Here is a 19,099-nt window from a genome sequence, read left to right on the forward strand (position 1 = left end):
CCTCGGCTCGCCGAGCACCCCTCTGAGCGCTCGCAGAGCACCACTCCTCCCGCTCGCAGAGCACCCCTCTTTGCACCACCATGCCCCGCCGTTGTGACGGCGGCGAAGGAGATGATTCACGTGTCCGCTACGCCTGTGCTGGCGTTGCGCGGAATCTCCAAGCGGTTCGGCGCCGTCCAGGCACTCACGGACGTCACGCTGGAGATCCACCCCGGTGAGGTGGTCGCCCTCGTGGGCGACAACGGCGCCGGCAAGTCCACCCTGGTCAAGACCATCTCGGGCGTCCACCCGGTCGACGACGGCACCATCGAGTGGGAGGGCGAGGCGGTCCGCATCAACAAGCCGCACGACGCCCAGGAGCTCGGCGTCGCCACCGTCTACCAGGACCTCGCGCTCTGCGACAACCTCGACGTCGTCGCCAACCTCTTCCTCGGCAACGAGAGCCGCACCGCCGGCATCCTCGACGAGATCGCCATGGAGAAGCGCGCCAAGGAACTGCTCGACACCCTCTCCATCCGCATCCCCAGCGTCCGCATCCCGGTCGCCGCGCTCTCCGGCGGCCAGCGGCAGGTCGTCGCCATCGCCCGTGCGCTGATCGGCGACCCGAAGATCGTCATCCTCGACGAGCCCACCGCCGCGCTCGGCGTCGAGCAGACCGCGCAGGTCCTCGACCTGGTCGAGCGGCTGCGCGAGCGCGGCCTGGGCGTCATCCTCATCAGCCACAACATGGCCGATGTGCAGGCCGTCGCGGACCGGGTCGCGGTGCTGCGGCTGGGCCGCAACAACGGTGTCTTCGACGTCGAGGGCACCTCCCACGAAGAGATCATCGCCGCCATCACGGGTGCCTCGGACAACGCGGTGACCCGCCGCAAGGCGCGCACGGACCAGGTGAAGAAGGAGGTTGGGGCATGAGCGACCTCACCAAGGAGCCGACGGGCGGCGTCACGGAGGCCGCGGCCGGCGAGGCGACGGACGCGGTGACGGAGACCGAGCAGGCCGCCGCCGCCGACGCCCCCCAGCCCGCCGCCGTCGACCCCCGGCTGCTGGTCCGGGAGGCGGGCCTGGCCGGCTACCTCGCCGACTTCAAGCGCCGGGTGCGCGGCGGTGAGCTGGGCTCGCTGCCGGTCGTCATCGGCCTGATCGTCATCGCGATCGTCTTCCAGCTCAAGAACAGCAGCTTCCTGTCGGCGGACAGCCTCGCGAACATCGGTGTCTACACCTCCGGCCTCGGCATCATGGCCGTCGGCATCGTCTTCGTCCTGCTGCTCGGTGAGATTGATCTCTCCGTCGGCTCGGTGGCCGGCGTCGGCGCGGCCGTCTGGGCGGTGCTCAGCGTCACCCACGGCGTCAACGACTGGCTCGCGGTCCTGATCGCCATCGCGGCCGGTGTGGTCATCGGCGTCATCCATGGCTTCTTTTTCGCCAAGATCGGCGTGCCGGCGTTCGTCGTCACCCTGGCCGGATTCCTCGGCTGGAGCGGCCTGCAGATCTGGATGATGGGCCAGGAAGGCTCGATCAACACGCCGAGCGGCAGCCTGGTCGAGAACCTCACCGGCTACTACTTCGAGGACAAGGCCGCCGCGTACGGCCTCGCGCTGGTCGCGGTCCTCGCGTACGCCGGTTCGCTGCTGCTGGACAGCAAGCGCCGCAAGGCCGCCGCGCTGACCTCCCGGCCGCTCAGCGAGATCCTGCTGCGCACCGGTGTGGTCGCGGTGATCGCCTTCGTGGTCGCCTACGTCCTCAACGAGCCGGCCGGCGCCCGCGGGCTCCCGCTGGCCCTGGTGCTGTTCCTGGCCGTCCTGGTCATCGCCGACTTCGTGGTGCGCCGCACCTCGTACGGACGGCAGATCTTCGCGGTCGGCGGCAACGCCGAGGCGGCCCGCCGGGCCGGTATCAACGTGAACAAGATCCGGATCAGCGTCTTCGCGATCTCCGGGATGCTCGCCGCCTTCGGCGGGCTCTTCATCGCCAGCCTCTCCGGTGGCGCCACGAAGAACCTCGGCTCCGGCAACACCCTGATGAACGTCATCGCGGCGGCGGTCATCGGCGGCACCAGCCTCTTCGGCGGCCGCGGCAAGATCTGGTCCGCGCTGCTGGGCATGCTGGTCATCCAGTCCATCCAGCAGGGCCTGAACCTGCTGGGCATGGCCAGTGAGATCCAGTACATGATCACCGGCGCGGTGCTGCTGGCCGCGGTCGTGATCGACTCGGTGTCGCGGCGGACCCAGAAGACCGCGGGCCGTACCTGACACTGCCCCGCCGCCGTCCCTTCCCGGACGGCAGCTACCGGCCCCCACCGGGCGTGTCCCGGTGGGGGCCGAAACGTGTTCCCGGAGGCATTTCCGGGGCGGCCGAAAGACGGCTTTCACCCGAGTGACATACATCGCAAGGCCCGGGCGTCGCGGCAGCAGGCGCGACATTAGACTCATCTGATCGGCAAGCTCGATCGATCGACGGCAGCAGCAGCAAGCAGCAAGGAGGCAGGGGTGGCGTTGCTTTCCCGTATCAGGGGACCGCGCGATCTGGACCGACTGGGCCCGGAGCAGCTGGAGCAGCTGGCGGGGGAGATCCGTTCCTTCCTTGTCGACGCGGTCTCCAAGACCGGCGGCCACCTCGGCCCGAATCTCGGTGTGGTCGAGCTGACCATCGCCCTGCACCGGGTCTTCGACTCGCCCAGAGACCGGGTGCTCTTCGACACCGGCCACCAGTCCTACGTCCACAAGCTGCTCACCGGCCGTCAGGACTTCTCCAAGCTGCGGGCCAAGGGCGGTCTGTCGGGCTACCCCTCGCGGGCGGAGTCGGCGCACGACGTCATCGAGAACAGCCACGCCTCGACGGTGCTGGGCTGGGCGGACGGTCTGGCCAAGGCCAACCAGGTGCGCGGGAAGAAGGACCATGTCGTCGCGGTCATCGGTGACGGCGCGCTGACCGGAGGTATGGCCTGGGAGGCGCTGAACAACATCGCGGTCGCCAAGGACCGCCCGCTGGTCATCGTCGTCAACGACAACGAGCGCTCCTACGCGCCGACCATCGGCGGGCTGGCCAATCACCTCGCCACCCTGCGCACCACCGACGGCTACGAGCGCTTCCTGGCCCGCGGCAAGGACCTGCTGGAGCGCACCCCGGTCGTCGGCAAACCGCTCTACGAGACCCTGCACGGGGCCAAGAAGGGCCTGAAGGACTTCATCGCGCCCCAGGGCATGTTCGAGGACCTGGGCCTGAAGTACGTCGGCCCGATCGACGGCCATGACATGGAGGCGCTGGAGTCCGCGCTGCAGCGCGCCAAGCGGTTCGGCGGCCCGGTCATCGTGCACTGCCTCACCGAGAAGGGCCGCGGCTACAAGCCGGCCGAGCAGGACGAGGCGGACCGTTTCCACGGCATCGGCGTCATCCACCCCGACACGGGTCTGCCGGTGGCCTCCGGCGGCGCCAGCTGGACCTCCGTCTTCGGCGACGAGATGGTCGAGCTGGGCCGGGAGCGCGACGACATCGTGGCGATCACCGCGGCGATGCTGCAGCCGGTGGGCCTGGGCAAGTTCGCCAAGGAGTTCCCGGACCGGGTCTACGACGTCGGCATCGCCGAGCAGCACGCGGCCGTCTCGGCGGCGGGCCTGGCCACCGGCGGCCTGCACCCGGTCTTCGCGGTCTACGCCACCTTCCTCAACCGCGCCTTCGACCAGATCCTGATGGACGTCGCGCTGCACAAGTGCGGCGTGACCTTCGTCCTGGACCGGGCCGGCGTCACCGGCGACGACGGTGCCTCGCACAACGGCATGTGGGACATGTCCCTGCTCCAGGTCGTCCCGGGCCTGCGGATCGCCGCGCCGCGCGACGCCGACCAGGTGCGCGCGCAGCTGCGCGAGGCCGTCGAGGTCAAGGACGCACCGACCGTCGTGCGCTACTCCAAGGGCAAGGTCGGCCCCGCCGTCGAGGCGGTGCGCCGGGTCGGCGGCATGGACGTGCTGCGCGAGCCCGCCAGCGCCGTCGAGCGGCCGGACGTGCTGCTGGTGTCCGTGGGTGCGCTCGCCCCGATGTGCCTGGAGATCGCCGACCTCCTCGACAAGCAGGGCATCTCCACCACCGTCGTGGACCCGCGGTGGGTCAAGCCGGTCGACGAGGCGCTGCCCGGCCTGGCGGCCCGGCACCGGGTCGTCATCACCGTCGAGGACAACTCCCGGAGCGGCGGCGTCGGTTCGGCGATCGCGCAGGCGCTGCGGGACGCCGGTGTGGACCTGCCGCTGCGGGACTTCGGCATCCCCGAGCGGTTCCTCGACCACGCCTCCCGCAAGGAGGTCATGGCGGAGATCGGGCTCACCGCCCCCGACATCGCCCGCCAGGTGACCGGCCTGGTCGCCAAGATCGACAACCGCGACGAGGACGCCGCCGGCGCCGCGTCGGCCGAGGACGCCGCCGGTGCCCGGGGCACCGCGGAGCCCGCCGAGGTCGCCCGCGACTGATTCCCGCGCACTGCTGCCGATGGGCCGGCCGGTCATCCGTACGGATGTTCCGCCCGGCCCATCGGCATCACGGCAACCGCACCCCATCGGGTGAATCCCCGCCGTCCGGGGGCCCGCCGAAGCTGACTGTTTCACGCCATTGCGGAGACTCGGTCAGTTCAGGAGAGTTGCCAGGGTCGTCCAGGCGGAGGTTCGCCCATGAGCACACAGCACGGACCACACATCGGACCACGACACACGGCGCGGCGGGCCAACGGCCTGTTCCGCACCAAGTCCGTCGAGCAGTCGATCCAGGACACCGAAGAGCCGGAACACACCCTCAAGAAGTCCCTCTCGGCGCTCGACCTGACCGTATTCGGTGTCGGTGTCATCATCGGCACCGGCATCTTCGTCCTCACCGGAAAGATCGCCAAGGAGCAGGCCGGACCGGCCGTCGCACTGTCCTTCATCGCCGCCGGCGTGGTCTGCGCGCTGGCGGCCCTGTGTTACGCGGAGTTCGCCTCCACCGTGCCGGTCGCCGGATCGGCCTACACCTTTTCCTACGCCTCACTGGGTGAGCTGCCCGCCTGGATCATCGGCTGGGACCTGATCCTGGAACTGGCCCTGGGCTGCGCGGTGGTCGCGGTCGGCTGGTCCGGCTACATCCGCTCCCTGCTGGACACCGCCGGATGGCATCTGCCCGCCGGCCTCGCCGGCACGCACGAGGGCCGCTTCGGGTTCGATCTGCTCGCCTGCATCCTCGTGCTCGTCCTGACCGGCATCCTCGTCCTCGGGATGAAGCTGTCCTCCCGGGTGACCGGCGTGGTCGTGGCGATCAAGGTGACCGTGGTCCTGCTGGTCATCATCGCCGGGGCCTTCCTGATCAGCGGGGCCAACTACCACCCGTTCATCCCGCCCAGCCAGCCGACGCCGTCCGGCGGCGGGGTGTCCGCACCCCTGATCGAGCTCATCTTCGGGTTCACCCCGTCCCACTTCGGCGTCATGGGCATCTTCGCCGGGGCGGCCGTGGTCTTCTTCGCGTTCATCGGCTTCGACGTCGTCGCCACCGCCGCCGAGGAGACCCGCCATCCGCAGCGGGACGTGCCGCGCGGCATCCTCGGCTCCCTGGCCATCTGCACCCTGCTGTACGTCGCGGTCTCGGTCGTGGTGACCGGCATGGAGAACTACCACAAGCTCTCGGTCGACGCCCCGCTCGCGGACGCGTTCAAGGACCTCGGCAAGCCGTTCTTCGCCGACGTCATCAGCTTCGGCGCCGCGGTCGGCCTGACCTCGGTCTGCATGATCCTGCTGCTCGGCCAGAGCCGGGTGTTCTTCGCGATGAGCCGGGACGGGCTGCTGCCGCGGGTGTTCTCCCGCGCCCACCCGCGGTTCGGCACGCCCTACCGCTCGACCATCGCCCTGGGCGTCATCGTCGCCGTCGTCTCCGGCTTCACCTCGATCGACGTGCTCGCCGAACTCGTCAACATCGGCACGCTCTTCGCGTTCGTGGTCGTCGCCATCGGCGTCGTCCTGCTCCGCCGTTCCCGCCCCGACCTGCCGCGCTCCTTCCGCACCCCGTGGGTGCCGGTGGTGCCGCTGCTGTCGGTCCTCGCCTCGCTCTGGCTGATGCTCAACCTGCCCGCCGAGACCTGGATCCGGTTCGCGATCTGGATGGCCATCGGCTTCGTCATCTACTTCCTCTACGGCAGATCGCACAGCCGCCTCGGCCTCCGCAACCGGCAGAACAACGGCTAGCGCGGCCCGTCCCACGGATCACCCGGGCCGGCCGGGACCTTGACCGGACCTGCCCGGCCCGGGTGATCCGTGCGGACTCCTCACGCAGCGCCCTTCACGAACGCCCCTGACGAACCGGCCGCCGTCGGGTTGACCGTGCTCCAGTCCTCCTTGCCGCGGCCGTCGGCCAGCGCCGTGCCGAACAGGGTCCGCACGCCGTCCAGGACCGGGTGCGGGACTCCGCCGGCCATGCGGGCCGCGTACTCCAGGTCCTTGTGGGCCCACTCCGCGGAGAAGTTGACCGGCTCCGGCGGGGTCAGACAGCTGTTCCAGGCCAGTTCGGTGACCACGCCGCCGCGACCCTCCGGCAGCGTTACGACGTGCGCGCGCGGACCAACGGCCGCAAGTGCTTCGCCGATTCGGCGGTCGGACGGATGGACCTCAGCTACGAGGCGTACACGGTCGCCCGCACCGACGGCCACCGCCTCGTCGTCTATCAGGCCGAGCCCGGCACCCCGGACCACGACGCGATGCTCCTGCTGAGGTCGCGGCTTCCGGGCGCGACCGCCGCGCGCATCACGCGCGTCCGCGCCCCCGGACCGCCCGCGGCCCGGTCACCCGGGCGCCCAGCGCCTGCACGCGGTCGCGCAGTCCACGGTCCGCCGTGACCACCAGGCAGTCCCGCCCGGTGCCCTCGTCCGCGACCAGTTCCACGATCCGGTCGTCACCGCTGCCGGGCGCCGGAACCACCCGTACGCCCTCCACGGACGTCACCCCGCGCGCCGCGCCCTCCACCACGAGGACCAGTTCCAGGGGCGGTTCGGCGAGGCCCGGCAGCCCGCCCGCGGCGTAGGCCGGCAGGGTGTCGCGCAGCCGTTCCGCCGCGCCGTGCCGGTCCCGCCACCAGCCGTCGGGGACCGAGCCCACGACGTTCGCGGCATCGACGATGACCAAGGTATCCATGGCGCCACCCTGCCATGCCGGGGCGCCCGCGGCTCCCGCCCGGACATACGGCAGCGCGGGCCGGCTCCGCCGAGCCGGCCCGCGCCTTCGTACCGAGCCGCGTTACGCGGGCACGCTCGCCACGCCCGGGGCCAGGAACTTCTTGCCGGTCACCCGCTCGGAGACGCCCTCACGGTCCAGGTACGGCGTGATGCCGCCCAGGTGGAAGGGCCAGCCGGCGCCGGTGATCAGGCACAGGTCGATGTCCTGGGCCTCGGCCACCACGCCCTCGTCGAGCATGAGGCCGATCTCCTCGGCGACCGCGTCGAGCACCCGGTCGCGGACCTGGGCCTCGGTCAGCACCGAGTCGCCCTGCTTGAGCAGCGCGGCGACCTCGGGGTCCAGCTCCGGCTTGCCGCTGTCGTAGACGTAGAAGCCGCGCTTGCCGGCCTCGACGACCGCCTTGAGGTTCGGCGACACCTTGAAGCGGTCCGGGAAGGCCCGGTTGAGGGTCTCCGAGACGTGCAGGCCGATCGCGGGGCCGACCAGCTCCAGCAGCACCAGCGGGGACATCGGCAGACCCAGCGGCTCGATGGCCTTCTCGGCGACCTCGACCGGGGTGCCCTCGTCGATGACGTTCTGGATCTCGCCCATGAAGCGGGTCAGGATGCGGTTCACGACGAACGCCGGGGCGTCCTTGGTGAGGACCGCGGTCTTCTTCAGCTTCTTGGCGACGCCGAAGGCCGTGGCCAGCGCGGCGTCATCGGTCTTCTCGCCGCGCACGATCTCCAGCAGCGGGAGGATCGCGACCGGGTTGAAGAAGTGGAAGCCGACGACCCGCTCGGGGTGCTCGAGCTTCGACGCCATCTCGGTCACCGACAGCGAGGAGGTGTTGGTGGCGAGGATCGCGTGCGCCGGGGCGACCGCCTCGACCTCCGCGAACACCTGCTGCTTGACGCCGATCTCCTCGAAGACGGCCTCGATGATGAAGTCCGCGTCCGCGAAGCCCTCGGCCTTGTCGAGGACACCGGTCACCAGGGCCTTGAGGCGGTTGGCCTTGTCCTGGTTGATCCGGCCCTTGCCCAGCAGCTTGTCGATCTCGCCGTGGACGTAGCCGACGCCCTTGTCGATGCGCTCCTGGTCGATGTCGGTGAGGACCACCGGCACCTCCAGGCGGCGCAGGAACAGCAGCGCCAGCTGAGAGGCCATCAGACCGGCGCCGACGACGCCGACCTTGGTGACCGGGCGGGCCAGGTTCTTGTCCGGGGCGCCGGCGGGCCGCTTGGCGCGCTTCTGCACCAGGTTGAACGAGTAGATCCCGGCGCGGAGTTCGCCGCCCATGATGAGGTCGGCGAGCGCCTGGTCCTCGGCGTCGAAACCGGCCTGCAGGTCACCGCTCTTGGCGGCCGCGATGATGTCCAGCGCGCGGTAGGCGGCCGGGGCGGCGCCGTGCACCTTGCCGTCGGCGATGAAGCGGCCCTTGGCGACGGCCTGGTCCCAGGCCTCGCCGCGGTCGACCTCGGGACGCTCGACGGTGACGTCACCCTTGAGCACCTGCGCGGTCCAGATCAGCGACTGCTCCAGGAAGTCCGCGCCCTCGAAGATCGCGTCGGCGATGCCGAGGTCGAAGACCTGCTGGCCCTTGAGCTGCTTGTTCTGGTTGAGCGAGTTCTCGATGATGACCGAGACGGCCTTGTCCGCACCGATGAGGTTCGGCAGCAGGGCGCAGCCGCCCCAGCCGGGGACCAGACCGAGGAAGACCTCGGGCAGCGAGAAGGCCGGCAGGGCCTTGGAGACGGTGCGGTACGAGCAGTGCAGACCGACCTCGACGCCACCGCCCATCGCGGCACCGTTGTAGTACGCGAAGGTCGGCACGGCGAGCCCGGAGAGCCGCTTGAAGACCTCGTGGCCGCCCTTGCCGATGGCCAGCGCGTCCTCGTGCTTCTTCAGCAGCTCGACGCCCTTGAGGTCGGCGCCGACCGCGAAGATGAAAGGCTTGCCGGTGATGCCGGCGCCGACGATCTCGCCGTCCGCGGCCTCCTTCTCGACCTGGTCGAGCGCGGCGTTGAGGTTCGCCAGCGAGCCCGGGCCGAAGGTGGTCGGCTTGGTGTGGTCGAAGCCGTTGTCCAGCGTGATGAGGGCGAACCGGCCCGCGCCGAAGGGCAGGTCGAGGTGGCGGACGTGCGCCGACGTCACGACCTCGTCCGGGAACAGCTCGGCCGCGCCCTTGAGCAGCTCGGCGGTGGTGGTGCTCACTTGTCGCCTCCGGCGTCCTTGTGGTTCGGGTTCTCCCAGATGACCGTCGCGCCCATGCCGAAGCCGACGCACATGGTGGTCAGGCCGTAGCGGACCTCGGGCTGCTCCTCGAACTGGCGGGCCAGCTGGGTCATCAGCCGGACGCCGGAGGAGGCCAGCGGGTGGCCGAAGGCGATGGCGCCGCCGTACTGGTTGACCCGCTCGTCGTCGTCCGCGATGCCGTAGTGGTCGAGGAAGGCGAGGACCTGGACGGCGAACGCCTCGTTGATCTCGAACAGGCCGATGTCGCCGATGCCGAGGCCGGCCTTGGCGAGCGCCTTCTCCGTCGCCGGGATCGGGCCGTAGCCCATGACCTCGGGCTCGACGCCCACGAAGGCGTAGGAGACCAGGCGCATCTTCACCGGGAGGTCGTGCTCCCGGGCGAAGTCCTCGGACGCGATGATCGAGGCGGTGGCACCGTCGTTGAGACCGGCGGCGTTGCCCGCGGTGACCCGGCCGTGCGTACGGAACGGGGTCTTGAGGCCCGCGAGGTTCTCCAGGGTGGTGCCCGGGCGCATCGGCTCGTCGGCGGTGACCAGACCCCAACCGGTCTCGCCCACCTCGGCGTTGGTGTTGCGCACCGAGATCGGGACCAGGTCCTGCTGGATCTTGCCGTTGGCGTACGCCTTCGCGGCCTTCTCCTGCGAGCGCACCGCGTACTCGTCGGCGCGCAGCTTGGTGATCTGCGGGTAGCGGTCGTGGAGGTTCTCCGCGGTCATGCCCATGAACAGGGCCGACTCGTCGACCAGCTTCTCGCTGACGAAGCGGGGGTTGGGGTCGACCGCCTCGCCCATGGGGTGGCGGCCCATGTGCTCGACACCGCCGGCGATGACGGCGTCGTACGCGCCGAAGGCGATGGAGCCGGCGGTCGCGGTGACGGCCGTCAGCGCACCGGCACACATACGGTCGATGGAGTAGCCGGGCACCGACTGCGGGAGGCCCGCGAGGATGCCGGCGGTGCGGCCGAGGGTCAGGCCCTGGTCGCCGATCTGGGTGGTGGCGGCGATGGCGACCTCGTCGATCTTCGCCGGGTCGAGACCGGGGTTGCGGCGCAGCAGCTCCCGGATCGACTTCACGACCAGGTCGTCGGCGCGGGTCTCGTGGTAGATGCCCTTCGGGCCCGCCTTGCCGAACGGGGTGCGGACGCCGTCGACGAAGACGACGTCCCTAGCGGTACGAGGCACGTTGGCTCTCCTCCAGGTGCGGGATGGCACTGCTGCGGGGCGCCCCCAGGGACGCTTCCCACCGACATGCTACTTACGGGTAACCAGCCTGCCCACCCCCACCGCCCGGAGCGGTGAAGGTCACACCGGATGGAGGTGTGGGGCGGCCGGGGCGGCGCGCCGCCGACGGGGAACGGGGCGGCCGGGAGCCGGTGATCGAAAACGTCCGGATGCCGTCGGGTCCTGGCGCAAACCACGCCAAGTCACACTTAAAGTGACGGTATGGACACAAAGAGGAGTGCGGCGCTCTGTACCGCCGTCGTCCTGGGCGGCGCCCTGCTGGTGGGCTGCGGAAACGGGAACCCAAAGGCAAAGGCAACCGGGACGCCCGGCCGGGGCAGCGCGGCCCCTTCCCGGGCGGTGGCCGCCTCGGCCCCCGGCTCACCGGGCACCACGCTCAGCGCGGACCAGACCGAACGGAAGGCGCTCATCCCGGCCGCCAAGGTGGACTACGCGCGGGCCCTGAAGGCGGCGGTCGCCGCGGTGCCGGCCTCGGAGCCGGTCGCGGCCGAACTCAAGGGCACGCCGAAGAGCCCCTACTGGCGGACGGTGGTCGCGACGTCCGACGGAATCGCGCACGCCGTCCGCGTCGACGCGATCACCGGCAAGGCCGGCCCGCCGCACACCGAGTCGGACGACGCCGACGACAAGAAGGAACTGGCCGCCCGGCTCGACGAGGCCACCGTCACCGCGCAGCAGGCCGCCGAAACGGCCACCGCGAAGACGAAGGGCACGGTCAGCTCCCTGGGGCTGGGCCAGGCCGACAACGGCAGCGACAAGGCGGCCTGGTTCGTCGACGTGGTCACCACCGACGACTGGAACAAGACCACTTACGACATCGACGCGACCAACCGTAAGATCCTCCGGATGCACGTCGACCAGGACTGATCTGACGGATCGGTCCTGGTCGACGCGGTGGTGGGCCGGGCGGCTCAGCCGTCCTCGGCGCCCGTCAGCAGGGCCTCGGTGAGGATCGGGGCGACCTGCTCGATCTGCCAGGGGCGGGCGCCGTAACCGGTGAGGATCTCGGCGACCGACTCGCGGCTGGGCACGGCGGGTGGCTCCCAGCACAGCCGGCGCACGGTGTCCGGCGTGATGAGGTTCTCCTGCGGCAGGTTGAGCTCCTCGGCCAGCGCGGTGACCGCGGCGCGGGCGGCCGCCAGCCGGGCCGCGGCGACCGGGTCCTTGTCGGCCCAGGAGCGGGGCGGCGGGGGGCCGTTGAGCGGCTGGCCGGGCTGCGGCAGCTCGCTCTCGGGGAGCGCGCGGGCACGGTCGACGGCGGCCTGCCACTGCTCCAGCTGGCGACGGCCCATGCGGTGGCCGAAGCCGGGCAGCGCGGCCAGCGCGTGGCTGTTGGGCGGGAGGTTCAGCGCCGCCTCCACGATCGCGGCGTCGCCCAGCACCTTGCCCGGCGAGACGTCGCGCCGTTGGGCGACCTGGTCGCGGGCCGTCCACAACTCCCGTACGACCGCCATCTGGCGGCGCCGGCGGACCTTGTGCATACCGGACGTACGGCGCCAGGGGTCCTTGCGGGGCGGCGCCGGGGGAGCGGCGGCGATCGCCGCGAACTCCTGGTGGGCCCACTCCAGCTTCCCCTGTCGGGTCAGCTCCTCCTCCAGCGCGTCGCGCAGGTCCACCAGCAGCTCGACGTCGAGCGCGGCGTAGCGCAGCCAGGGCTCGGGCAGCGGGCGGGTGGACCAGTCGACCGCGGAGTGGCCCTTCTCCAGCGCGAAGCCGAGGACGTTCTCGACCATCGCCCCCAGGCCGACCCGGGCGAAGCCGGCCAGCCGCCCGGCCAGCTCGGTGTCGAAGAGCCGGGTGGGGACCATCCCTATGTCACGCAGGCACGGCAGGTCCTGGGTGGCGGCGTGCAGCACCCACTCGGCGTCGCCGATCGCCTCGCCCAGGGCCGTCAGGTCGGGACAGCCGACCGGGTCGATCAGCGCGCTGCCGGCGCCCTCGCGGCGCAGCTGCACGAGGTAGGCGCGCTGGCCGTAGCGGTAGCCCGAGGCGCGCTCGGCGTCGACGGCCACCGGGCCGGTGCCGGCCGCGAAGGCCGCCACCACCTCGGCGAGCGCCTCGTCCGTCGCGACCACCGGGGGAATGCCCTCACGGGGCTCCAGGAGAGGGACCGGCGCCGGTCGGGGATCCGGAGGGGAGTCTCCGGGGGCTCGCAGTGTCGTGTCTGCTGCGGTCTTTTGGGCGTCGGTCACCAGTCAAGGGTATCTGTGTATGCACGTCGCCCGTCGAGGGAACGTTCCCTCGACGGGCGAGCCGGTCGTGCAAAGGGTCAGTGGATGATGCCGGTGCGCAGCGCGACCGCGACCATTCCGGCGCGGTCGCCGGTGCCGAGCTTGCGGGCGATCCGGGCGAGGTGGCTCTTGACGGTGAGGGCGGACAGCCCCATCGACACGCCGATGGCCTTGTTGGACTGGCCCTCCGCCACCAGCCGCAACACCTCGACCTCACGGCCCGACAACTCCCGGTAGCCGCCGGGGTGCCCGGGGGCGCCCGGAGGACGGCGCTGCATACGGGCCGCGTTGGCCCCGATGGGAGAGGTGCCCGGCCGGCCCGGGATGCCCAGGTTGGTGCGGGTTCCGGTGACGACATAGCCTTTGACGCCGCCGGCCAGGGCGTTGCGGACGGCGCCGATGTCGTCGGCGGCGGAGAGGGCGAGGCCGTTGGGCCAGCCGGCCGCCCGGGTCTCGGACAGCAGGGTGAGGCCGGAGCCGTCGGGAAGGTGGACGTCGGCAACGCAGATGTCGCGCGGGTTGCCGACGCGGGGGCGCGCCTCCGCGATGGACGACGCCTCGATCACGTCACGCACTCCGAGGGCCCACAGGTGGCGGGTGACGGTGGAGCGGACGCGGGGGTCGGCCACGACGACCATGGCCGTCGGCTTGTTCGGGCGGTAGGCGACCAGGCTCGAAGGTTGCTCAAGGAGAACAGACACCGGGCCTCCTGGGGGAGTGGCGGGGGGGACGGAAGCCGGCTGGGGGGAGCCGGAATGATCCGTGTTTGAAGGGTCACTGACCTCTTCGGCAGCAATCCGGCGGGACTTTAGACTTTGATCACGATTTAGTTAGGGGCAATTCGGGCAAATCGGATGCGTGATCGATCAGGTGGGCACCCAGTGCATACCGAGGTGATCAGAGCCCGCGCGAACGTGATCAATACGGCCGGAGCACGGCCCGCCGCGACGGCGGTCAGCGGGGATGTGCGCCGCGGCGCTGCGGCAACGGGACGACCCCGCCGCGCGGTGCCGCGTCCGGCGCGGCCGGCGGCAGCCCCGCCACCTGCGCCAGCAGATCGCACCAGGCCGCCAGGTGCACGCCCAGGTCCAGCGCCCCGCCGGGCCCCTCGGCCGGCGTCCAGGACGCCCGGATCTCGATCTGGGTCGCCGGCTCGCGCGCCGCGAGCCCGCCGAAGTAGTACGACCCGGCCCGGGTCACCGTGCCGCTCGGAGCGCCGTACCGCACCCCCCGGGCCTCCAGCGCACCCGTGAGCCAGGACCAGGACACCTCCGGCAGCAGCGGATCGGCGCCCATCTCCGGCTCCAGCTCCGCCCGCACCAGCGTCACCAGACGGAACGTGCCGTGCCACGTGTCCTCGCCGGCCGGATTGTGCAGCAGCACCAGCCGGCCGTCCGCCAGGTCCCGGTCCTCCTCGCCCGGCGCCGTCGCCCGCTCGACGACCGCCGCCTCCAGCGCGTACGCGTACGGGGCGAGCCGTCTCGGCGCCGGTGCCGGATCGATCTCGACCTCCGGCCGCAGTCGTGCCGCGCGGAGCGCCTCGACCGCCTGACGGAAGGGGATCGGGGCCTCGTCCGCGCTGTCCGCGAGGTGTTCGTGAGCCGCAGCCATGCCCGGAAGATTAGGCGGAACCGGGCCCGCATACGGGGAGGACACCCGGTACACGCGTCGCCCATTCGGAGGCGCCCCGGAGCGCATGCGAAGATTTGGGGCGTGAGCGCCAACCATAGCCCTGCGGGCCAGCAGCAGACCGGTACCCACGACTCGGCCTTCCTCCGGGCCTGCCGGCGTGAGCCGGTACCGCACACGCCGGTGTGGTTCATGCGTCAGGCCGGGCGCTCGCTGCCCGAGTACCTCAAGGTGCGCGAGGGCATCCCGATGCTGGAGTCGTGCACGCGGCCCGAGCTGGTCGCCGAGATCACCCTGCAGCCGGTGCGCCGGCACGACGTCGACGCGGCCATCTACTACAGCGACATCGTCGTGCCGCTCAAGGCCATCGGCGTCGACCTCGACATCAAGCCCGGAGTCGGCCCGGTCGTCGCGAACCCGATCCGTTCGCGCGCCGACCTCGCCCAGCTGCGCGACCTGACCCCGGACGACGTCTCCTACGTCACCGAGGCCATCGGCCTGCTCACCGCCGAGCTCGGCCCCACGCCGCTCATCGGCTTCGCGGGCGCGCCCTTCACGCTGGCCAGCTACCTCGTGGAGGGCGGCCCGTCCCGCAACCACGAGAACACCAAGGCCCTGATGTACGGGGACCCGCAGCTGTGGGCCGATCTGCTCGACCGGCTCGCCGAGATCACCTCCGCGTTCCTCAAGGTGCAGATCGAGGCGGGCGCGAGTGCCGTGCAGCTCTTCGACTCGTGGGTGGGCGCGCTCTCCCCGGCCGACTACCGGCGCTCCGTGATGCCCGCATCCGAGAAGGTCTTCACGTCGGTCGCGGCGTACGGCGTCCCGCGCATCCACTTCGGTGCCGGCACCGGTGAGCTGCTCGGACTCATGGGCGAGGCCGGCGCGGACGTCGTCGGCGTCGACTGGCGGGTGCCGCTCGACGAGGCCGCGCGACGCGTCGGCCCCGGCAAGGCGCTCCAGGGCAACCTCGACCCGGCCGTCCTCTTCGCCCCGCGCGAGGCCGTCGAGACCAAGGCCGGCGAGGTCCTCGACGCCGCCGCCGGCCTCGAAGGCCACATCTTCAACCTGGGCCACGGCGTCATGCCGAACACCGACCCGGACGCGCTCACCCGGCTCGTCGAGTACGTCCACACCCGCACCGCGCGCTGAACCGGACGGCACGCTGACCGGTAGGTGCGCCGAACGCCGCGGAGCGGTCAGGCGCCTGCCGCCCGTACCGCACCCGCGGCCTTGCGGGCGGCCACCAGGACCGGGTCCCAGACCGGGGAGAACGGCGGGGCGTAGCCCAGGTCGAGGGCGGTCATCCGCTCCACCGTCATCCCGGCGGTGAGCGCGACCGCGGCGATGTCCACGCGCTTGCCGGCGCCCTCCCGGCCGACGATCTGCACGCCGAGCAGCCGGCCGGTCCGGCGCTCGGCGAGCATCTTGACGGTCATCGGCCGGGTGCCGGGGTAATAGCCGGCGCGGCTGGTGGCCTCGACGGTGACCGCGACGAACTGCAGTCCGGCGGCGTGCGCCTGGCTCTCCAGCAGCCCGGTCCGGGCGATCTCCAGGTCGCAGACCTTGCTGACGGCCGTGCCGACGACTCCCGGGAAGGTCGCGTAACCACCGGCCACATTGGCGCCGATGACCTGGCCGTGCTTGTTGGCGTGGGTGCCCAGCGCGATGTGGCGGGTGCGGCCCGAGACCAGGTCCAGGACCTCGACGCAGTCGCCGCCGGCCCACACCGTTTCGTGGCCGCGCACCCGCATCGCCAGGTCGGTGAGCAGCCCGCCGGACTCGCCCAGCGGCAGCCCCGCCGCCTCGGCCAGTGTGGTCTCCGGCCGGACGCCCAGCCCCAGGACCACCACGTCCGCCGGGTACTCGGCGTCCTCGGTGGTGACCGCACGGGCCTTTCCGGCGTCGTCGGTCAGTACGCCGGTGACGGTGGCGCCGAGCACCGTCTCGATGCCCATCCGGCACATCGCCTCGTGGACCAGCGCCCCCATGTCCGGGTCGAGGGTCGACATCGGCTGTTCGGCCTGCTCCAGGACGGTGACCTCGTATCCACGGTGGATGAGCGCCTCGGCCATCTCCACGCCGATGTAGCCCGCACCGACGACCACGGCCCGCCGGCCCGCGGCACCCTCCAGGGTGTCCAGCAGCGCCTGGCCGTCGTCCAGGGTCTGCACGCCGTGCACACCGGGGGCGTCGATCCCCGGCAGCGGGGGCCGTTTGGGCGTCGCGCCGGTGGCCAGCACCAGCTTGTCGAAGCCGGTCCAGGTCTCCCGCCCGCCGTCATCCAGCTCCCGGCTGCGCACCCGCCCCCGGTCCAGGTCGAGTTCGGTGACCTCGGTGCGCATCCGCAGATCGATGTCCCGGGCGCGGTGCTCCTTCGCCGTACGGGCGACCAGCGCGTCCGGTCCGTCGACCTGGCCGCCCACCCAGTAGGGGATGCCGCAGGCGGAGTAGGACGTGAAGTGGCTGCGCTCGAACGCGGTGATCGCGAGCTCCTCGGGCTTCTTCAGCCGGCGCGCCTGCGACGCGGCCGCCATCCCCGCCGCGTCGCCCCCGACGATCACCAGCCGCTCGGCCGTCGCCATGCCATGTCCCTTCGTCGGATGTGCCTGATGTGCCTGATGTGTCGGTCCGTTGCTTGCTGGGTACCCGGTCGCCCCGCGCGTCTACCGCGTGCCCGTGAGGCGATGCCGGATCGTCCCCGGGGCGGGGCGGTGTTCCGCCGCGCGGGGGAGCGGTGATGCGCCCGTGGGGCGATGTGCTGCCGGGGCGCGGTGGCCACCCTGGAACGGTGACTGGACACCGCAATTCCGAGGCCGCCCCCGCCCGCCGGCCCACGCCGGACGTGCCGCGGTGGGCACGGCTCGCCGCCCACGCCGTACCGCTCCTCATCCTGCCGTCGGGGCTCTGGCGGATCGGCGTCGTGCTCGCCGTCCCGGGCTTCGGCAGCGCCGCGGCCCGGGCCCAGAGCACCGGGACGCATCTGTACCTGCTGGTCCTCGTGATCGTCTCCGAGGGGCTCGGGCTGCTGACGCTGGGGCTGGTCCGGCCGTGGGGGGAGGTGGTGCCGCGCCGGGTGCCGCTGCTGGGCGGGCGCACCGTGCCGCCGCCGGCCGCGGTGGTCCCGGCCGTCCTCGGCGCCGTCGCCGCCACCGGAGTCGTCTGCTACTTCTTCGCCTCCGTACTGCTGACGGGCTTCCCGCCCGGCCACACGCCCACCGAGGAGCTGGTCCTGACGGTCTGTTACCTGCCGTTGCTGGCCTGGGGACCCCTGGTGGGCGTGCTGGCGTACGCCTACCACCGGCGCCGGGCGGGCACCTGACCCGGCCGGGCCCGCCGCCGCACGGACGTCCCGCTACCGCTCCAGTACGAGCGCCAGGCCCTGGCCCACCCCGATGCACAGGGCGGCCAGGCCGGTGCCGGAGCCCGCGGCGGCGAGCTGGTGGGCGACCGCGCCGGCCAGCCGGGCGCCGGAGGCCCCGAGGGGGTGGCCGATGGCGATCGCGCCGCCGCGCGGGTTGACCACGGACGGATCGAGGTCCGGCCACTGGCCCAGGCAGCCCAGGGCCTGAGCCGCGAACGCCTCGTTCAGCTCGAACGCGGCCAGATCGGCGAAGCCGCGCCCGGCCCGGTCCAGCGCGCGCCGGACCGCCTCCACCGGGCCCAGCCCGAACAGCTGGGGCTCGATACCGGTCACCGCGCTCGCCCGGATCCGGGCCAGCGGCTCCCGCCCGGTGGCGCGCAGCCCCTCCTCGTCGACCAACAGGAGGGCGGCCGCACCGTCGTTGAGCGGTGAGGAGTTGCCGGCGGTGACCGTGCCCCCGGCCGTCCGGAACACCGGCTTCAGCTTGGACAGCGCCTCCAGGGAGGAGCCCTCACGGATCGTCTCGTCACGGTGCAGATCGACGCCGGGAAGCGGTACCACCTCGGCGTCGTAACCGCCCTCCCGCCAGGCCCGGACCGCCTTCTGGTGGCTCGCCAGCGCGAACACGTCCTGCTGTTCCCGGGTGATGCCGTGCGCGTCGGCGATCAGCTCGGCGCCCTCGCCCAGCGCCACCGTCCACTCCGGGCGCATCCGCGGATTGACCATCCGCCAGCCCAGCGTCGAGGAGAACATCTCCTGATGGCCGGCCGGGAAGGCCCGCTCGGGCTTGCGCAGGACGTACGGCGCGCGGCTCATCGACTCCACCCCGCCCGCCACCACGATCTGCGCATCGCCGTGCGCGATCGCCCGGGCCCCCTGGATGACCGCCTCCAGACCGGAGCCGCACAGGCGGTTGACGGTGACGCCGGGCACGGTCACCGGCAGCCCGGCGAGCAGCACGGCCATCCGCGCGACATTGCGGTTGTCCTCGCCGGCGCCGTTCGCGTCACCGAAGCAGACGTCGTCGATCCGCGCCGGGTCGAGGTCGGGGGTGCGGTCGACCAGGGACCGCACCACATGGGCGGCGAGGTCGTCGGGCCGGACGCCGGCCAGCGCGCCGCCGTATTTGCCGACGGGGGTCCGCACGGCGTCGACGATGTAGACATCCCGCAGGCGTGGCTCGGTCATCAGGCGCTGTCCTCGCTGTCCCGGCTCTCGAACGGT

Annotated in this window: 17 protein-coding genes; 8 read left to right on the forward strand and 9 right to left on the reverse strand. The window is 71.9% G+C overall.

Annotated elements, in window-relative coordinates; translation table 11 throughout:
* Positions 1 to 111: 111 nt before the first annotated feature.
* The 4 genes from ACZ7MX_RS25655 to ACZ7MX_RS25670 all read left to right on the forward strand — a co-directional run bounded on the left by ACZ7MX_RS25655 (position 112) and on the right by ACZ7MX_RS25670 (position 6,191).
* Positions 112 to 912 carry an ATP-binding cassette domain-containing protein gene (locus ACZ7MX_RS25655; RefSeq protein WP_472135582.1) on the forward strand — a complete coding sequence of 267 codons (801 nt, stop codon included), beginning with the start codon at positions 112 to 114 and terminating at the stop codon, positions 910 to 912.
* Positions 909 to 2,249, forward strand: a complete 1,341-nt coding sequence (locus ACZ7MX_RS25660; RefSeq protein ID WP_472135583.1) for a sugar ABC transporter permease — start codon at positions 909 to 911, stop codon at positions 2,247 to 2,249. The genes ACZ7MX_RS25655 and ACZ7MX_RS25660 overlap by 4 nt, the downstream gene beginning before the upstream one ends.
* A gap of 237 nt (positions 2,250 to 2,486) precedes the next feature.
* Positions 2,487 to 4,457: a 1-deoxy-D-xylulose-5-phosphate synthase gene (dxs, locus tag ACZ7MX_RS25665; RefSeq protein ID WP_472135584.1), complete on the forward strand. Its 1,971-nt coding sequence runs from the start codon at positions 2,487 to 2,489 to the stop codon at positions 4,455 to 4,457.
* 198 nt (positions 4,458 to 4,655) lie between these two features.
* Entirely contained in the window at positions 4,656 to 6,191 is a 1,536-nt protein-coding gene (locus tag ACZ7MX_RS25670) for an amino acid permease (protein ID WP_472135585.1), read from the forward strand.
* Between the two features lie 80 nt (positions 6,192 to 6,271).
* Here ACZ7MX_RS25670 and ACZ7MX_RS25675 read toward each other — a convergent pair whose 3' ends face one another.
* Positions 6,272 to 6,520: a hypothetical protein gene (locus ACZ7MX_RS25675; RefSeq protein WP_472135750.1), complete on the reverse strand. Its 249-nt coding sequence runs from the start codon at positions 6,518 to 6,520 to the stop codon at positions 6,272 to 6,274.
* Here ACZ7MX_RS25675 and ACZ7MX_RS25680 point away from each other — a divergent pair.
* Positions 6,446 to 6,838 carry an MmyB family transcriptional regulator gene (locus tag ACZ7MX_RS25680; protein WP_472135586.1) on the forward strand — a complete coding sequence of 131 codons (393 nt, stop codon included), beginning with the start codon at positions 6,446 to 6,448 and terminating at the stop codon, positions 6,836 to 6,838. The genes ACZ7MX_RS25675 and ACZ7MX_RS25680 overlap by 75 nt on opposite strands.
* On the opposite strand, the gene ACZ7MX_RS25685 is transcribed toward ACZ7MX_RS25680, so the two are convergent.
* From ACZ7MX_RS25685 to ACZ7MX_RS25695, 3 genes are all read right to left on the reverse strand, one after another.
* Complete coding sequence (locus ACZ7MX_RS25685) at positions 6,747 to 7,133, reverse strand: NTP pyrophosphohydrolase (RefSeq protein WP_472135587.1); 387 nt, start codon at positions 7,131 to 7,133, stop codon at positions 6,747 to 6,749. The genes ACZ7MX_RS25680 and ACZ7MX_RS25685 overlap by 92 nt on opposite strands.
* Before the next feature lie 102 nt (positions 7,134 to 7,235).
* Positions 7,236 to 9,368 carry a 3-hydroxyacyl-CoA dehydrogenase NAD-binding domain-containing protein gene (locus tag ACZ7MX_RS25690; protein WP_472135588.1) on the reverse strand — a complete coding sequence of 711 codons (2,133 nt, stop codon included), beginning with the start codon at positions 9,366 to 9,368 and terminating at the stop codon, positions 7,236 to 7,238.
* Positions 9,365 to 10,591: a thiolase family protein gene (locus ACZ7MX_RS25695; RefSeq protein WP_472135589.1), complete on the reverse strand. Its 1,227-nt coding sequence runs from the start codon at positions 10,589 to 10,591 to the stop codon at positions 9,365 to 9,367. Before ACZ7MX_RS25695 ends, ACZ7MX_RS25690 begins: the two co-directional genes overlap by 4 nt.
* A gap of 261 nt (positions 10,592 to 10,852) precedes the next feature.
* On the opposite strand from ACZ7MX_RS25695, the gene ACZ7MX_RS25700 reads away from it, so the two are divergent.
* On the forward strand, positions 10,853 to 11,518 hold the full coding sequence (locus ACZ7MX_RS25700; protein WP_472135590.1) for a PepSY domain-containing protein: 666 nt from the start codon (positions 10,853 to 10,855) through the stop codon (positions 11,516 to 11,518).
* A 44-nt stretch (positions 11,519 to 11,562) separates the two neighbouring features.
* On the opposite strand, the gene ACZ7MX_RS25705 is transcribed toward ACZ7MX_RS25700, so the two are convergent.
* From ACZ7MX_RS25705 to ACZ7MX_RS25715, 3 genes are all read right to left on the reverse strand, one after another.
* Positions 11,563 to 12,843: an HRDC domain-containing protein gene (locus tag ACZ7MX_RS25705; RefSeq protein ID WP_472135591.1), complete on the reverse strand. Its 1,281-nt coding sequence runs from the start codon at positions 12,841 to 12,843 to the stop codon at positions 11,563 to 11,565.
* 77 nt (positions 12,844 to 12,920) lie between these two features.
* Positions 12,921 to 13,583 (reverse strand): response regulator transcription factor, encoded by a 663-nt coding sequence (locus ACZ7MX_RS25710; RefSeq protein WP_006602452.1) that lies wholly within the window; start codon positions 13,581 to 13,583, stop codon positions 12,921 to 12,923.
* A gap of 253 nt (positions 13,584 to 13,836) precedes the next feature.
* Positions 13,837 to 14,493 carry a DUF3000 domain-containing protein gene (locus ACZ7MX_RS25715; protein WP_472135592.1) on the reverse strand — a complete coding sequence of 219 codons (657 nt, stop codon included), beginning with the start codon at positions 14,491 to 14,493 and terminating at the stop codon, positions 13,837 to 13,839.
* Between the two features lie 102 nt (positions 14,494 to 14,595).
* Here ACZ7MX_RS25715 and hemE point away from each other — a divergent pair, with 102 nt between their 5' ends.
* Positions 14,596 to 15,663: a uroporphyrinogen decarboxylase gene (hemE, locus tag ACZ7MX_RS25720; protein ID WP_472135593.1), complete on the forward strand. Its 1,068-nt coding sequence runs from the start codon at positions 14,596 to 14,598 to the stop codon at positions 15,661 to 15,663.
* Between the two features lie 47 nt (positions 15,664 to 15,710).
* Here the strand turns inward: hemE and ACZ7MX_RS25725 are convergent, their stop codons facing one another.
* The gene (locus ACZ7MX_RS25725) at positions 15,711 to 17,096 is read right to left on the reverse strand and encodes an FAD-dependent oxidoreductase (RefSeq protein ID WP_472135594.1); all 1,386 of its coding nucleotides are present in this window, start codon (positions 17,094 to 17,096) and stop codon (positions 15,711 to 15,713) included.
* Positions 17,097 to 17,302: 206 nt separating this feature from the next.
* Here ACZ7MX_RS25725 and ACZ7MX_RS25730 point away from each other — a divergent pair, with 206 nt between their 5' ends.
* Positions 17,303 to 17,833 (forward strand): hypothetical protein, encoded by a 531-nt coding sequence (locus ACZ7MX_RS25730; RefSeq protein WP_472135595.1) that lies wholly within the window; start codon positions 17,303 to 17,305, stop codon positions 17,831 to 17,833.
* 33 nt (positions 17,834 to 17,866) lie between these two features.
* Here the strand turns inward: ACZ7MX_RS25730 and ACZ7MX_RS25735 are convergent, their stop codons facing one another.
* Entirely contained in the window at positions 17,867 to 19,063 is a 1,197-nt protein-coding gene (locus ACZ7MX_RS25735; protein ID WP_472135596.1) for a thiolase family protein, read from the reverse strand.
* Positions 19,064 to 19,099: the final 36 nt, after the last annotated feature.

This window comes from Streptomyces sp. NPDC107765, from assembly GCF_055657085.1.